Source organism: Micromonospora sp. DT227, assembly GCF_049841835.1.
Taxonomy (GTDB): Bacteria; Actinomycetota; Actinomycetes; order Mycobacteriales; family Micromonosporaceae; genus Micromonospora.
In genome coordinates this window covers 273,049-287,869 of record NZ_JBNCLA010000009.1, presented here as the reverse complement: position 1 = coordinate 287,869, position 14,821 = coordinate 273,049, and the positions used below count along the sequence as shown (strand labels likewise).

General features: G+C 75.1%; 13 protein-coding genes and 1 pseudogene. 6 read left to right on the top strand and 8 right to left on the bottom strand.

The window, feature by feature from the left end:
- Nucleotides 1-320: 320 nt before the first annotated feature.
- The 8 genes and pseudogenes from ACLQ2W_RS27415 to rimP form a co-directional block, all read right to left on the bottom strand.
- On the bottom strand, nucleotides 321-1,361 hold the full coding sequence (locus tag ACLQ2W_RS27415; protein ID WP_425789925.1) for a DHH family phosphoesterase: 1,041 nt from the start codon (nucleotides 1,359-1,361) through the stop codon (nucleotides 321-323).
- A 35-nt stretch (nucleotides 1,362-1,396) separates the two neighbouring features.
- Nucleotides 1,397-1,912: a 30S ribosome-binding factor RbfA gene (rbfA, locus tag ACLQ2W_RS27410; protein WP_425789907.1), complete on the bottom strand. Its 516-nt coding sequence runs from the start codon at nucleotides 1,910-1,912 to the stop codon at nucleotides 1,397-1,399.
- A gap of 207 nt (nucleotides 1,913-2,119) precedes the next feature.
- The gene (locus ACLQ2W_RS27405; RefSeq protein WP_107156020.1) at nucleotides 2,120-2,413 is read right to left on the bottom strand and encodes a DUF503 domain-containing protein; all 294 of its coding nucleotides are present in this window, start codon (nucleotides 2,411-2,413) and stop codon (nucleotides 2,120-2,122) included.
- A 70-nt stretch (nucleotides 2,414-2,483) separates the two neighbouring features.
- Complete coding sequence (locus ACLQ2W_RS27400) at nucleotides 2,484-3,527, bottom strand: TRM11 family SAM-dependent methyltransferase (protein ID WP_425789905.1); 1,044 nt, start codon at nucleotides 3,525-3,527, stop codon at nucleotides 2,484-2,486.
- Between the two features lie 80 nt (nucleotides 3,528-3,607).
- Nucleotides 3,608-6,631: a translation initiation factor IF-2 gene (gene infB / locus ACLQ2W_RS27395; protein WP_425789903.1), complete on the bottom strand. Its 3,024-nt coding sequence runs from the start codon at nucleotides 6,629-6,631 to the stop codon at nucleotides 3,608-3,610.
- A 93-nt stretch (nucleotides 6,632-6,724) separates the two neighbouring features.
- A pseudogene (locus tag ACLQ2W_RS27390) lies at nucleotides 6,725-7,061 on the bottom strand (YlxR family protein).
- 15 nt (nucleotides 7,062-7,076) lie between these two features.
- Nucleotides 7,077-8,120: a transcription termination factor NusA gene (gene nusA, locus ACLQ2W_RS27385; protein ID WP_425789901.1), complete on the bottom strand. Its 1,044-nt coding sequence runs from the start codon at nucleotides 8,118-8,120 to the stop codon at nucleotides 7,077-7,079.
- Nucleotides 8,117-8,776, bottom strand: a complete 660-nt coding sequence (rimP, locus tag ACLQ2W_RS27380) for a ribosome maturation factor RimP (protein ID WP_425789899.1) — start codon at nucleotides 8,774-8,776, stop codon at nucleotides 8,117-8,119. Before rimP ends, nusA begins: the two co-directional genes overlap by 4 nt.
- A gap of 264 nt (nucleotides 8,777-9,040) precedes the next feature.
- On the opposite strand from rimP, the gene ACLQ2W_RS27375 reads away from it, so the two are divergent.
- From ACLQ2W_RS27375 to ACLQ2W_RS27350, 6 genes are all read left to right on the top strand, one after another.
- Nucleotides 9,041-9,502, top strand: coding sequence for a hypothetical protein (locus ACLQ2W_RS27375; protein WP_425789923.1), 462 nt, complete (start codon nucleotides 9,041-9,043; stop codon nucleotides 9,500-9,502).
- Between the two features lie 149 nt (nucleotides 9,503-9,651).
- Entirely contained in the window at nucleotides 9,652-10,122 is a 471-nt protein-coding gene (locus ACLQ2W_RS27370; protein WP_425789921.1) for a ferritin-like domain-containing protein, read from the top strand.
- 69 nt (nucleotides 10,123-10,191) lie between these two features.
- Nucleotides 10,192-10,773, top strand: coding sequence for a PadR family transcriptional regulator (locus tag ACLQ2W_RS27365; protein ID WP_425789897.1), 582 nt, complete (start codon nucleotides 10,192-10,194; stop codon nucleotides 10,771-10,773).
- Between the two features lie 23 nt (nucleotides 10,774-10,796).
- The gene (locus tag ACLQ2W_RS27360) at nucleotides 10,797-11,519 is read left to right on the top strand and encodes an ABC transporter ATP-binding protein (RefSeq protein ID WP_107156012.1); all 723 of its coding nucleotides are present in this window, start codon (nucleotides 10,797-10,799) and stop codon (nucleotides 11,517-11,519) included.
- A complete protein-coding gene (locus ACLQ2W_RS27355; protein WP_425789894.1) occupies nucleotides 11,516-14,194 on the top strand; it encodes an FtsX-like permease family protein in 2,679 nt (892 codons plus the stop codon). Before ACLQ2W_RS27360 ends, ACLQ2W_RS27355 begins: the two co-directional genes overlap by 4 nt.
- Nucleotides 14,195-14,260: 66 nt before the next feature.
- On the top strand, nucleotides 14,261-14,728 hold the full coding sequence (locus tag ACLQ2W_RS27350) for a nitroreductase family deazaflavin-dependent oxidoreductase (RefSeq protein WP_281935573.1): 468 nt from the start codon (nucleotides 14,261-14,263) through the stop codon (nucleotides 14,726-14,728).
- Nucleotides 14,729-14,821 lie beyond the last annotated feature (93 nt).

The following is a 14,821-nucleotide window of genomic DNA, read 5'->3' as shown; positions in this document are numbered from 1 at the left end:
GGCTGCTCGCGGGGCGGGGGCCTCGACGCGGGCGCCGGAAGACTGTGCAACGACCGGGGCCCCACCGTCATTCCCAGAGGGCTGGCGGGGCGCTTGCCTTCCTCAGCCGTGCACCGGGATACAACGCCGCGACCCCCCGACCCATTCCACCGCCAGCGTGCCCCCCACCACCCCGAAACCAGACACCCCACCCCACGCGGGAACGCCCCCGACACCCCGACCGTCGATCTTGCAGTTACGGACCACCCATTCGGTGCGAAACCGACGTTCCAGGGGCACCAAGTGCAAGATCGACGCAGGGAAGGTCAGGGATGGGGCGGTCAGGCGGGTGGGGCGGTCAGTAGCGCGGGGGTGAGTGCGGCGCGGATGCTGCCGATCACGTCGTCGAGCGGGCCTCGACCGGTGAAACCAGCCGCGAAGCGGTGCCCGCCGCCGCCCAGGCCGACCGCCACCCGACTCACGTCCACCGCGCCCTTGCTGCGCAGCGAGACCGCCCACTCGGCGTCTCCGGACTGCTTCACCACGCAGCTCACGTCCGCCTCGGCGGTGCAGCGGACCGAGTCGATGAGCGCTTCCAACACGTACGCCGGCTGGTCGTGGCGGACCAGGTCGTCGCGGGTCGCGTACGTCCAGACCAGGCCGTGCCCGTCGGCGGCGGCGGGTTCCAACGTGGCCCGGCCGAGCACCTCGCCGAAGAGGCGGACGGCGCCGAACGGACGGGTGTCGAAGACCCGCCGGGAGATGTCGCCGGGGCGGATACCGGTGGCCAGCAGGCGCGCGGCCATCTCGTGCACGGCCGGGGTGGTCGCCTCGAACCGGAACGAGCCGGTGTCGGTGGTCAGTGCCACGTAGAGCCCGGTCGCCGTGTCCGCGTCCAGCGGAACGCCGAGCCGGTCCAGCAGCCCCAGCGCCACCACGGAGGTGGCCGCCGCGTGCGGGTCCACCAGGTTGACGTCACCGAAACCGGTGTTCGAGGCGTGGTGGTCCAGCACCAGCGACGTGCCCGCCCCGCCCAGCCGGTCGGCCAGGTCGCCGAGCCGGGACTCGCTCGCCGCGTCGAAGCAGATCACCAGGTCCGGTGCCGGATCCGCGTCGTCCTGCGGCACCAGCAGCTCGACGCCGGGCAGCCAGCGGAACGGCTCCGGCACGCCGGCCGGCCCGGGGAACGTCGCCTGGAGGTGGCGTACCCCGAGTCGGCGCAGGCCCAACGCGAAGCCGAGCATGCTGCCGAGCGCGTCCCCGTCCGGGTTGACGTGGCAGATCAGCAGCACCCGCGCGTCCGGGTGGAGGCCCCGCACCGCCGCGACGGCCGCCGCCCAGTCGGCGTCGGTGGGACCGGCGGGGGCCGGCGCGCCGCTCACGGCGGTGACCGGCCCACCGCCCGGGACGGCCTCGGTCACCGGCGGTCGCCGCCGCGCGGCGCGTCGTCCGCCGGGGAGTCACCCTCGGCGTCGGCCTCGTCCGCCGGGGAGTCACCCTCCGCGTCGGCGTCGTCCTCCTCGACGCGGTACGGCTGGGCGTCGCCCGCGTACGCGGCCTTGGCGGCCAGCCGCTGCACCTCGGCGTCGGCGGAGCGGGCGGCGGTGAGCAGGTCGTCGATGTGCTTGACCTGGTTCTGCACGTCGTCGAGCACGAAGGTGAGCGTCGGCGAGTGCCGCAGGCCGAGTGCCTTGCCGACGGTGCTGCGCAGCATGCCCTTGGCGCTCTCCAGCGCGGCGGCGGTGCTCGCCTGGGCCGCCGCGTCACCGAGCACGGTGTAGAAGACGGTGGCGTCGCGCAGGTCGGCGGTGATCCGGGCGTCGGTGATCGTGATCATGCCGAGCCGGGGATCCTTGATCTGGCTCCGCACCACCGACGCGACAAGTTCGCGGACGCGCTCCGCGTGCCGGCGTACCTTGGCCGGATCCGACATGTCCCCCACCTCCAGATCACTGTCACCTCCGACTCCGGATCGCGTCGCGACCGGGAGCCGCCGGCCGGAGACGGACGGCGCCGGGCGCCGCCGGGTCCGACCGCCCAACGTCGAAGAACACTACCCGCGCCCCGCCGGGCGACGCGCGGCGCGGCCGGGCCGCCGTACGCCACGCGGGCCCGGCCGCCGTACGCCACGCCGGCCGGGTCAGTCGTCCGCGCCGTGCAGGCGGCGGCGCACCGACAGCAGTTCGGTCTCCGGGCGGGCGGCGACCATCCGTTCGCAGGAGTCGAGCACCTCGCGGACGTGGGCCGGCTCGGCGGCCACCACGGCCACCCCGATCTCGGCCCGGCCGTGCAGGTCGAGCGCGCCGACCTCGGCGACCGAGACCTCGAACTTGCGCAGCGCGGCGACGATCGGCCGGACGTAGGACCGCTTGGCCTTCAGGGACCGGGAGTCACCCGGCAGCAACAGGTCGAACAGCGCGGTTCCGGTATACACGGCGAGCAACGGTACGCGCCGGGACGCCGCCGGTCACCCGGATAAGACGTGACCACCGCCGGTCACCCGGTTATGGCGTGACCGCCACCAGCACGTCCCGCTCGATGGCCTGGTCGACCCGGTGGGCCAGGTCCCGCCAGCCGGGCCCGTCGACGACGCGCAGGCCGGCGTCGGTCAGCACCGCCTCGGCCGCCGCGCGCGGCGCCACGTGGGTGTTCCAGGACAGCCCCAGCGCACCGCCCGGCCGCAACAGCTCCCGCCACACCGGTACGGCGGCGGTGAGCAGCTCCAGCGGGCTGCGGGACAGTCCCTGGCCGGTGCGGCTGCCGTGCGCCACCCCGTACGGCGTGTCGGTGACGAGCACGTCGGCGCAGCGGGGACGGAGCACCTCGCGGGCCCGGGTGGTGTCGGTGTTCAGCACGACGATCCGCTGGGTGGCACCGGCCCGGTGCGCGTCCTTCGACGGCGAGAGCACCGCCTCGAAGCGGCGGGCGACCAGCTTGCGGTCCCGGCGCACCGAGGTGGTCTCCGCCGTGTGCTTGAGCCGCTTGCGGCGCAGCCAGGTACGCAGGAACGTCGCGTACGCCTCCACGTCCTGACTGTCGCGTTCGACGCCGATGCCGTCGTGGCCGTACATGAGCGCCTGGTTGAGCGTGGTGCCCCGGCCGCAGAGCGGGTCCAGCACCACCAGCCCGCCGTCGAGCATCCGGGGCGCGGCGGCGGAGGCGAGCAGCGTGACGTTGAGCAGCAGCCGGGTGAACTGCTCGTTGGTCTTGCCGGCGTACTTGGGGATGGTGATCAGGTCCGAGTCGTACCGGGCCAGCGGGTGCAGCGGCACCGGCCGGAGCAGGTCGTCGCCGACCCGCTCGAAGAGCGCGTACGCCGCCGACAGGTTCGCCAGGTGGGCCAGGTCCCGCGCGCCGAGGCCGGGTGCGGGCGCGGTGAACGTCAGGTAATCCACTCCGCCGATGCGGGTGACCTCCGCGTCGGACGGCGGCGCGTCGAGCACGCCCGAGCCGGCGAACACGGCCAGTTCGGCGCGGGCCAGCCGGGCGGCCGCGTCGGCGTAGACGCGGTTGGCGGAGGGGGCGAGGAGCAGTGCGTACCCGATCACGCCGGAGATTGTCTCAGCCTGCGGAAACGGCGACGGCCGGGGCCCGAAGGCCCCGGCCCTCGACCGGTCGTGCACACCACTCAGGCGCGCGGCTTCTCCCGCATCTCGAAGGTCTCGATGATGTCGCCGACCTGGACGTTGTTGTAACCGCCCAGCGTCAGACCACACTCGAAGCCTTCGCGGACCTCGGTCGCGTCGTCCTTGAACCGCTTCAGCGAGCTGATCGTGAGGTTGTCCGCCACGACCGACCCGTCCCGCAGCAGCCGCGCCTTGGCGTTGCGGCGGATGAGGCCGGACCGGACGATACAGCCGGAGATGTTGCCGATCTTGGACGAGCGGAAGACGTCGCGGATCTCCGCGGTGCCCAGCTCGACCTCCTCGTACTCCGGCTTGAGCAGACCCTTGAGCGCGGCGTCGATCTCCTCGATGGCCTGGTAGATGACCGTGTAGTACCGGATCTCCACGCCCTCGCGGTCGGCGATCTCGCGGACCTTGTTGGCGGCCCGCACGTTGAAGCCGATGATCGTGACCGCCTCGGACGAGGCGCTCGCGAGCATGACGTCGCTCTCGGTGATCGCGCCCACGCCCCGGTGGATGATCCGGAGCTGGACCTCCTCGGGGATGTCGAGGTTGAACAGCGCGTCCTCGAGCGCCTCCACGGAACCGGAGACGTCGCCCTTGAGCACCAGGTTGAGCGAGGTCTTCTCGCCCTCCTTGAGCTGCTCCATGAGCGTCTCGAGGGTGGCCCGGCCACGGGAGTTGGCGAACGACGCCGCCCGCCGCCGTGCCTGCCGCTGCTCGGCGATCTGCCGCACGGTGCGGTCGTCCTCGGCGGCCAGGAAGGTGTCACCCGCACCCGGCACCGTGGTCAGACCCAGCACCATGACCGGACGCGCCGGCCCGGCCGTGTCGACCGGCTTGCCGTTCTCGTCCAGCATGGCCCGCACCCGGCCGTGCGCCCCACCGGCGACGATGGAGTCACCCGCCCGCAGCGTGCCCTTCTGCACCAGCACGGTCGCCACCGCGCCGCGGCCCTTGTCCAGGTGCGCCTCGATGGCCACACCCTGCGCCGGCCCGTCGATCGGAGCGGTCAGCTCCAGCGACGCGTCGGCGGTCAGCAGGACGGCCTCGAGCAGTTCCTCGATGCCGATGCCGGGCTTGGCGGCCACGTTGACGAACATGGTGTCGCCGCCGTACTCCTCGGCGACCAGGCCGTACTCGGTCAGCTGCTGGCGGACCTTGTCCGGGTTCGCCTCCGGCTTGTCGACCTTGTTGACCGCGACCACGATCGGCACGTCCGCCGCTTTGGCGTGGTTGAGCGCCTCGATGGTCTGCGGCATCACGCCGTCGTCGGCCGCCACCACCAGGATCACGATGTCCGTCACCTGGGCACCACGGGCACGCATGGCGGTGAACGCCTCGTGACCCGGGGTGTCGATGAAGGTCACCGCGCGGTCCTCGCCCTCGTGCGGGACGTGGACCTGGTAGGCGCCGATGTGCTGGGTGATGCCACCCGCCTCGCCGGCCACGACGTTCGCCTTGCGGATCGCGTCGAGCAGCTTGGTCTTACCGTGGTCGACGTGACCCATGACGGTCACCACCGGCGCACGGCTGACCAGGCGGTCCGCCGCGACCTCGGCGTCGAGGTCGATGTTGAACTGCGCGAGCAGCTCGCGGTCCTCGTCCTCCGGGCTGACGATCTGCACGTCGAAGCCGAGGTGCTCACCCAGCAGCAGCAGGGTCTCGTCGGAGCAGGACTGGGTCGCCGTCACCATCTCGCCCAGGTTGAACATCTCCTGGACCAGCGAACCCGGATTGGCGTTGATCTTGTCGGCGAAGTCCGACAGCGAGGCGCCACGGGACAACCGGACGACCTGACCCTGACCGCGGGGCGCACCCGAGGACATGGTCGGGGCCGACAGGTTGTCGAACTCCTGTCTGCGCTGCTTCTTGGACTTGCGACCACGGGTCGGCCGACCGCCGGGACGCCCGAAGGCACCCGCCGCGCCACCGCCACGGCCGCGACCGCCGCCACCCGGACGGCCACCGCCGCCACCGGGACGGAAACCGCCGCCGGGCGCACCGCCGCCGCCGGGCGCGCCGCCACCGGGACCGCCGCGGAAGCCACCGCCACCGCCGCCGCCACCGGGACCACCGCGGTAGCCGCCGCCACCGCCACCGCCACCGCCACCGGGACCGCCGCGGAAGCCACCGCCACCGCCGCCGCCGGGACGACCCGCGCCGCCGCCGGGGCCGCCACGACCGCCACCGGGACCGCCGGGGCGACCGGTGGTCGGACGCTGGCTCGGCATGGACGCCGGACTCGGCCGCGGCGGCATGGACGCCGGGCTGGGCCGCGGCGGCATGCCGGCCGGGCTGGGACGGGGACCGCCCGCGCCGGCGGCCGGGGGACGCTGCTGGCCGCCCTGGATGCCGAACGGGTTGTTGCCGGCGCCACGCGCCGGCGGGCGACCGCCCGGCCGGGCACCGGGGCCCTGACCCTGGCCCTGACCCGGACCGCCGGGACGCGCGGCCGGGGAACCCGGACGCGGCGGCATGGCGTTCGGGCCGGGACGCGGGCCGGGACGGGCACCGCCCTCGGCCGGGGGCTCCCGGCGGGGGGTCTCGCGCTGCTGCTGGCGGGCGGCCTGGGCGGCCTTGACCGCGGCCTCCTGCTCAGCCTTCAGCGCGGCGGCGCGTGCCTCCGCGGCCGCCACTTCGATGTCGTGCGCGCTCGCCGGCTTGGCGACCGGGGTCGCCGGCTGCGGCGGGCCGGGGACCGGGCCCTTGGGCCGCGGTCCAGGGGTCGGCGCGGCCGGCCGCCGGGGCGGCATCGGACGGGCCGAGACCCGGGGGGCACCCGGGGTCGGGGTGGGCGTGGGGGTCGGTGCCGGGCCGCTGGACGCGGCAGCCGGCGGGGCGGCGGGCGCCGGCGAACCGGCGGACGCCACGAACGCGTTCCGCAGCCGTCGGGCGACAGGCGCCTCGACGGTGCTGGAGGCGGACTTCACGAACTCGCCCATCTCCTTGAGCTTGGCGAGAACGGTCTTACTTTCGACCCCGAGCTCCTTGGCAAGCTCGTGTACGCGGGCCTTTCCTGCCACTGCACTCCTCACTCCGAGGTCGTGCGGGCAGCACCCGCAGCAACCTCACTCGTGCACTTGAAGCCTGGTCATTTCTGCGACTTCATCGTGTGCTCATGTCGGTCGTCCTACCTTGCTAGCGACCCGCGACCGGTCGGGTTTGACCGCTCGTCGGGGGTTGCGCGTCGACGTGCTCGGCAAGCGCGCCGTGGTCGGGGACCCCGGCGACCCGCAGTGCCCGCCCGAAGGCGCGGCGCCGCACCGCCTGCGCGAAGCAGGCCGGATTGGGGTGCATGTTCGCTCCCCGACCCGGCAGTCTGCGGGCCGGATCGGGCCGGAGACTGATCTGACCAGCCTCGTCACCGACCGCGACGACCCGCAACAACTCGCTGGCCGGCGCTCGTTTCCGGCAGCCCACACAGGTGCGCTCCGGCAGCTCGCGTCGTGCCACTGAGAAAGTCTACCCCTAGCTGCTCGAGATCGCGCCGCCCGGCTCCGGTACGTGATCGGCTCCGCTGCGGCCGGCGGCGCCGGAGGACTCCGCGTCGGAGCGGATGTCGATGCGCCAACCGGTCAACCGGGCCGCCAGGCGGGCGTTCTGCCCTTCCCGCCCGATCGCGAGCGAGAGCTGGAAATCCGGCACGGTGACCCGGGCGGCGCGGCTGGCCAGGTCGACCACCTCGACCCGCAGGGCCTTGGCCGGCGACAGCGCGTTGCCGACGAAGGTGGCCGGGTCGTCCGACCAGTCGATGATGTCGATCTTCTCGCCGTGCAGCTCGCTCATCACCGCGCGGACCCGCTGTCCCATCGGGCCGATGCAGGCGCCCTTGGCGTTCACGCCGGGCGTGGTGGAGCGTACGGCGATCTTCGTACGGTGACCTGCCTCACGTGCGATCGCGCCGATCTCCACCGTGCCGTCGGCGATCTCCGGCACCTCCAGCGCGAAGAGCTTCTTCACCAGCGCCGGGTGCGACCGGGACAGCGTGATCTGCGGCCCGCGCATGCCCTTGGCGACGTGCACGACGATGCAGCGGATCCGCTCGCCGTGCTGCGGGTCCTCGCCCGGCACCTGCTCGGACTGCGGCAGCACGCCCTCCAGCTTGCCCAGGTCGACGCTGATGATGCCCTTCTCCTTGCGGGCCTCGTGCGCCTGCACCACGCCGGTGACCAGGTCGCCGTCGCGACCCGCGTACTCGCCGAAGTGCACCTCGTCGGTGGCCTCCCGCAACCGCTGGAGAATCACCTGCTTGGCGGTCATGGCGGCGATCCGGCCGAAGTCGTGCGGGGTGTCGTCCCACTCCCGGGTGACCGTGCCGTCGTCGTCCGTCTCCTGGGCGTAGACCGAGGCGGCCCCGCTCTTACGGTCGATCTCCACCCGGGCATGCGGCTCGGCGCCGTCGGTGTGCCGGTACGCGGTCAGCAGCGCGGTCTCGATCGCCGCGAGGATCGTGTCGAACGGGATCTCCCGCTCGCGCTCCAGGGCGCGCAGCGCCGCGAGGTCGATGTTCACCTCTCCTCGTCCTCCAGATCTTCGTCGTCGGTGTCGGTGTCGGTGTCGTCGTCGAGGTCGGCGTCGGCCAGGTCGTCCAGGCGGGAGAACTCCACCTGGACCCGGCCGGGCCCGAGCTCGGCGTACGGATGGGCGGCGGAGCCGGCGTCGGTCTCCAGCGTCACGCGCTCGTCGTCGGCGGCTGTGACCCGGCCGGTGAGCTGCCGGTCCCCGGCGTCGCCGCGGACGGTGACCTTGACCAGCCGGCCGACGTTGCGCCGCCAGTGTCGGGGCAGGGTGAGCGGGCGGTCCACGCCCGGCGAGCTGACCTCGAGCTGGTACTCGCCGGCGACGATGTCGCCACCGGCCTCCTCGGCGGCGTCCAGCGCGGTGGAGACGGCCCGGGAGACGTCCGCGACGGCGTCCAGGTTGATCCCGCCGTCGGCGTCCACGATCACCCGGACCACGTGTCGGCGCCCGGCCCGGGAGACGGAGAGGTCCTCCAGGTCGTAGCCGGCGGCGGTGATCACCGGCTCGATCACCTCGCGCAGCCGGGCCCGGCGGGCGGCGAGGTCGCCACGGGGTGCGCCGCTCCGCTCCGGACCGCGGGGGCCGTCGGACCGGCGGGGCCGCCCGGCGGGCCCGGACGACCGGGTGGCACGGCCACGCTGCGTCATTCCGCGCACCTCTCTGCTGTTGCCACGGCCCGTCGGGGCCGGGTTCGTCCGGGCCGGCGTGCGCGGTCGACCCGCAATGCCGGCACGCCACCGGGGCGTTCGCGCCCGGTGGCTGCGCAGAGCGTAACGCCTGGGCCGGGTGGCGGACCGGGCGGCGCACCGACGACCGTGCCCCACGGGGTGGCGGGGATGGTGTTGACTTGTCCGGTGGGGACCGGCAGAACACCATCCGACCAGGGCGGAGCGGGGCATTCCCGGCGTCGCCTGCTGCGTGCCGGCGCGCTCGTGGCGCTCGGTGGCGCGACCGCGCCGCTGACTGGTTGTGATCCTTTCGACCGCGACGACGAGCCACCGCCACCGGACGCGCTGGAGCCGCTGGCGGCCGAGGCGCTCGCGTTGGAGGCACGGCACCGGGCCGCCGCCGCGACCGCGCCGGCGCTGGCCGCGCGGCTCACGCCGATCGCCGACGCGCACCGGGCGCACGCCGACGAGTTGCGCCGGGTGATCGGCCGGCCGGCGCCCTCGGGCCCGTCCACCGGCCCGACCGGCCCGGCGTCCGGGGCACCGGCCGACGCTCCGGACGCCGTGCTCGCCGAGCTGCGCCGGGCCGAGCAGCAGGGCCACGCGAACGCCGCCAAGGCCGGCGCGACCGCGCCCGCCGATCGGGCGGCGCTGCTCGGCTCGATCGCCGCGGCCCGCGCCACCCACGTGGAGGCGCTGGCATGAGCGAACGCACCGAGCGCAGCGAGGGCCGTGAGGGCATGCCCGGCCAGCACCGCATGAGCGAACGCACCGAGCGCAGCGAGGGCCGTGAGCGCATGCCCGGCCAGCACCGCATGAGCGAACGCACCGAGCGCAGCGAGGGCCGGGTGGTCATGCCCGTCGGGCACAGCGGGGACCCGAGCAGCGGACCGGGCAACGGCGCGACCCGGGCGCTCGGTGACGCGCTCGCCGCCGAGTACGCGGCGGTCTGGGCGTACGGGGTGATCGGCGTGCACCTCACCGACGCGGCCCGCTCGGCCGCCCGTGCCGCCGAGGCGGCGCACCGGTCCCGCCGGGACGCGCTGCTGCTCCAGCTCGCCGAGGGGGCCGGGCAGGTGCCGGCGGACCGGGCCGGCTACGCGTTGCCCTATCCGGTGACCGACCGGACGACCGCGCTCCAACTGGCCGTGGAGATCGAGGAACGGACCGCCGGTCACTGGCGGGCCGCGCTGCCGCACACCAGCGGCGCGGACCGGAACACGGCGCTCGCCGCGCTCACCGACTGCGCGCTGCGGGCGACCCGCTGGCGGCGTACGGCGGGGGTGAGCCCGGTCACCGTGCCGTTCCCGGGTCGGCCGGCCTGAGCGCGGCGGTGGTCACCCGGCGGAGCCTTCCGGTTGCGGCGCGCATACCAGGTATGCATACTCCAGGCCATGTCCATCCGCCACGGCCTGCTCGCCCTCCTCGAACGTGGCCAGATGTACGGCTACCAGTTGCGTGCCGCGTTCGAGGAGTCGACCGGCTCGACGTGGCCGCTCAACATCGGGCAGGTCTACACCACACTGGCCCGCCTGGAACGCGACGGCCTGGTGCGCCCGCTGCCGGAGAACGAGAGCGGGCAGCGGCCGTACGAGATCACCGACGCCGGGCGTGCGGACCTGGCGCTCTGGTTCGCCACGCCGATCAGCCGGGCCGACCGGCCCCGGGACGAACTGTCGATCAAGCTGGCGCTGGCGCTGACCACACCCGGGGTGGACGTCCGGGCGGTGGTGCAGACCCAGCGCAGCGCCACCATGCGCGCGTTGCAGGAGTTCACCCGGTTGAAGTACACCAGCGACAAGCCGGAGGATCTGCCCTGGCGGCTGGTGCTGGACGCGATGATCTTCCAGGCCGAGGCCGAGGTGCGGTGGCTCGACCACTGCGAGACCAGCCTGGTCCGCCACCGCCCGACGGCGGGCCGGCCGGTCGTCCACCCCGAGGCGGTGGACCGGGCCGCTGACGAGGCCCGCCGGTGACGGGACACGGGAGGCCCGCGACGATGAGCGGAGTGCTCGAACTACGCGACGTGCACCGGACGCACGGCGCGGGCGAGGCCGCCGTGCACGCGCTGCGCGGCGTCAGCCTCACCGTGGCGGCCGGCGAGCTGGTGGCGGTGATGGGCCCCTCCGGGTCCGGCAAGTCCACCCTGCTGGCGCTGGCCGGTGGGCTGGACCGGCCCACCGGCGGTGAGGTGCTGGTCGAGGGCGAGGCGCTCGGCGGCCTGCCGGCCCGCGAGCTGGCCCGCCTGCGTCGCCGCCGGATCGGTTACGTCTTCCAGGACCTCAACCTGCTGGGCAGCCTGACCGCGGTGGAGAACGTGGCGCTGCCCCTGGAACTGGACGGCACCGGGGTGCGGGCGGCCCGCCGGCTGGCCCTGGCCGCGCTGCGCGAGGTCGACGTCGCGGGGCAGGCGGACCGCTTCCCCGACCAGATGTCCGGCGGTCAGCAGCAGCGGGTGGCGATCGCCCGGGCCCTGGTCGGCGAACGCCGGCTGGTCCTCGCCGACGAGCCGACCGGCGCGCTGGACTCGCAGGCCGGCGAGGCGGTGCTGCACCTGCTGCGCCGCCGGGTGGACGACGGCGCGGCCGGGGTGCTGGTCACCCACGAGGCCCGGCACGCCGGCTGGGCGGACCGGGTGGTCTTCCTCCGCGACGGGGTGCTCGTCGACTCGACCGCGCCGCTGGTCGGCATCGAGCACCTGCTCAGCGGCAGCGAACGGTGAGCCCCGGCCGGCTCGCCGCGGCCCGGGGGTCGTGGCGCACCGCGCTGCGGATCGCCCGCCGGGAGGCCCGCCGCTCCCGCCGCCGCACCCTGCTGGTGCTGGTGATGATCGCGCTGCCGGTGCTGGGACTCAGCTTCGCCGCGGCGAGCTACGACATGTCCGAGCTGACCCGCTCGGAACAGCTCGACCGCCGGCTCGGCGCGGCCGACGCCGAGCTGCGCTGGAACAACCTGACCCCGGTGACGCAGGACAGGTGGGGCGACAACTCCTGGCCGGTCGAGGGCGACCCGGTGCCCCGGACCCGCCCGGTCACCGCCGACGAGTTGCGGGCGCTCCTGCCCGCCGGCAGCCGGGTCATCCGGGTCCGACGGTGGATGCCGTTCGAGACGCCGCTCGGCCGCCGGACAGTGTCGTTCCAGGCGCGCGCGCTCGACCTGACCGACCCGCTCGCCCGTCCGCTGGCGACGCTGCGGGAGGGCCGGGTGCCGGTGCGCCCGGACGAGATCGCGGTCAGTCCGGCCGCGCAGCGCCGGCTGGACACCCGCCCCGGGGCGCCGGTGCGCACCACCGACGGCACGCCGTACCGGGTGGTCGGGGTGGTCGAGTTCCCGGACAACCTGGGCGAGGTGGTGACGCTCTCCGGCGTCGCTCCGGACGGGCCGCCCACCGACGAGAGCTGGCTGGTGGACCTGCCCGGGGCGATGGATGGGGCGCTGGCCGACCACCTGAACGCCCGCGGCATCCAGGTGTCCACCCGGTCCCCGCTGCCCGGCCGGCAGGAGTTCGACAACGGCACGCCGTTGCCGGACGCCGAGGAGGCCGGCGTCTCGGTGCTGGTCGGCGGCCTGGGTCTGCTGGAGGTGGTGCTGCTGGTCGGGCCGGCCTTCGCGGTCGGCGTACGCCGCCGGCGGCGGGATCTCGCGCTGGTCGCGGTGGCCGGCGGGGACGCTGCCCACCTGCGCCGGATCGTGCTCGCCGACGGGGTGGTGCTCGGCGCCGGCGGGGCCGCCCTCGGGCTGCTGCTCGGCGTCGGGACCGCGTTCGCCGGCCGGCCGCTGGTCGAGCAGTACCTGATCCACGAGCGTCTCGGCGCGTACCGCGTGTTTCCCAGCGCGCTGGCCGCGATCGCCGCGGTCGCGGTGCTGGCCGGCGTGCTGGCGGCGCTCGCGCCGGCGTGGACCGCGGCCCGGCAGGACGTGGTGGCCGGCCTGGCCGGCCGGCGCGAGGCGCCCCGGCCGCGCCGGCGCTGGTTGCTGCTCGGCGCGCTGCTCACCGTCGTCGGCACCGCCCTGGCCGCGTTCGCCGCCACCCGGACCTCGCCGACCGGGGTGCTGGCCGGTGTCACCCTCGGTGAGCTGGGGCTGGTCTTCTGCACCCCGACGCTGGTCGGGCTGCTGGCCCGGGCCGGCCGGCTGCTGCCGCTGACCCCCCGGCTCGCGTTGCGCGACGCCAGCCGCAACCGGTCGTCGGCCGCGCCGGCCATCTCGGCCGTGATGGCGGCGGTCGCCGGCAGCGTCGCGCTCGGCGTCTACGTGGCCAGCGACGACGCCCGGCAGCGGGCGGGGTGGCAACCCGGCCTGCCGCCGGGACACGCGCTGGTCCAGTTCGCCGACCAGGAGGGGAACCCGCGGCCGACGCTCGCCGCGGTCACCGGACGGGTCCGGGCCGTGCTGCCCGACGCCGGCGTGGCGGGACTCGCCATTCCCGAGTGCGCCCGTCCGGCCGCCCCGGACGACTACTGCGTCGCCCTGGCGGTGCGTCCGCCCGAGGAGCGCTGCCGGTACGAGCCGTTCGAGGTGGCTCCCGCCTCGGCCCGCGACGATCCCCGCTGCCGACAGCCGTTCCGGGAACCGAACGACATCTCGCTGCCGGCCATCGTGGACGACGGTGAGGTGTTGGCCGCGCTCACCGGCGCGCCGGCCGACGAGGTGGCCGCCGCGCGCCGGACGCTCGCCGCGGGCGGCGTGGTGGTCACCGATCCCCGGCAGGTGGCGGACGGACGGGTCCGGGTGGAGGTGACCCACAGCTCCGGTGCCCCGTCGGCGGCCCGCCTGCTGCCCGGATACCCGCTGCGCGGCGGCCTTCCGGTGGACCGGCTGGTCCTCTCCCCCGCCGCCGCGCGGGCGCTCGGCCTGGTGGCGGCGCCGTTGGGCTACCTGGTGGACGCCGCCGACCCACCCACCGACGGGCAGCGCGAACGGCTGATCGACGAGCTGTCCGAGGTGGCGCCGGCGTCCCTCCAGGTGTCGACCGCCGACCCGCCGACCGACCAGCGTCCCCTGCTGCTCCTGCTGGCGGCGGCCTCCGGGGTGATCACGCTGGGCGCCGCCGCGGTCGCCACCGGCCTGGCCGCCGCCGAGGGCCGTCGGGACCTGTCCACGCTCGCGGCGGTCGGCGCCGACCCGCGGGTACGCCGGGTGCTGTCGCTCTGCCAGGCCGGTGTGATCGCGGTGCTCGGCTCGGCGCTGGGCATCGTGGCCGGGCTCGGCTCGGCCGCCGTCGTGCTGGCCTCGCTGAACCAGCGGTACGCGCAGTCCTGGCCGGTGCAGCCGCCGTACCCGGTGACCGTGCCCGGCCTCACGATGGCGGTGCTGGTGGTGGTGCCGCTGGTGGCGATGCTCGGCGCGGCCCTGCTCACCCGCTCGCGCCTGCCCGTCGAACGCCGCCTCGACTGACCGCCGATCGGCCGTCGGGGTGGCTCAGGGGGTGACGGGGCGCGGCGGGGGCGGCAGACTGGACGGGTGTCCGCCCTGGGATCCCTCGCCCGCCACCTCGGTCACCAGCGGTGGTTCGCCGCCACCATGCGCGTGCTCGTCCCCGCCGACCGGCTGGTCGGCCGGCTGACGAAGGGGCGGGTGGTCGCGTTCGGGTTGGTGCCCACGCTGGTGCTGACGTCCACCGGCCGCCGCTCCGGCCGGCCCCGCAGCAACCCCCTGCTCTACGTGCCGGACGGCGACGCCTACGTGGTGATCGGCTCCAACTGGGGGCAGCAGCACCAGCCGTCGTGGACGTTCAACCTGCTGGCCCAGCCGTCCGCCGAGGTCGACGTCAAGGGTCGCCGGATCCCGGTGCGCGCCGAGCAGGTCACCGGCGCCGACCGGGACCGGCTGTTCGACCGGCTGGCCCAGGAGTGGCCGGCCTACCGCACGTACGTCGAGCGGGCCGGCGGCCGCGAGATCAAGGTCTTCCGCCTCGTCCCCACCGCCTGACCCGCCACCCCAACCCCTCCCCCCGATCCGCGGGGGGGGGGGGGGGGGCGGGGGGGGGGGGGGGGGGGGGGACCAACAGGGGGGGGGAGAGGG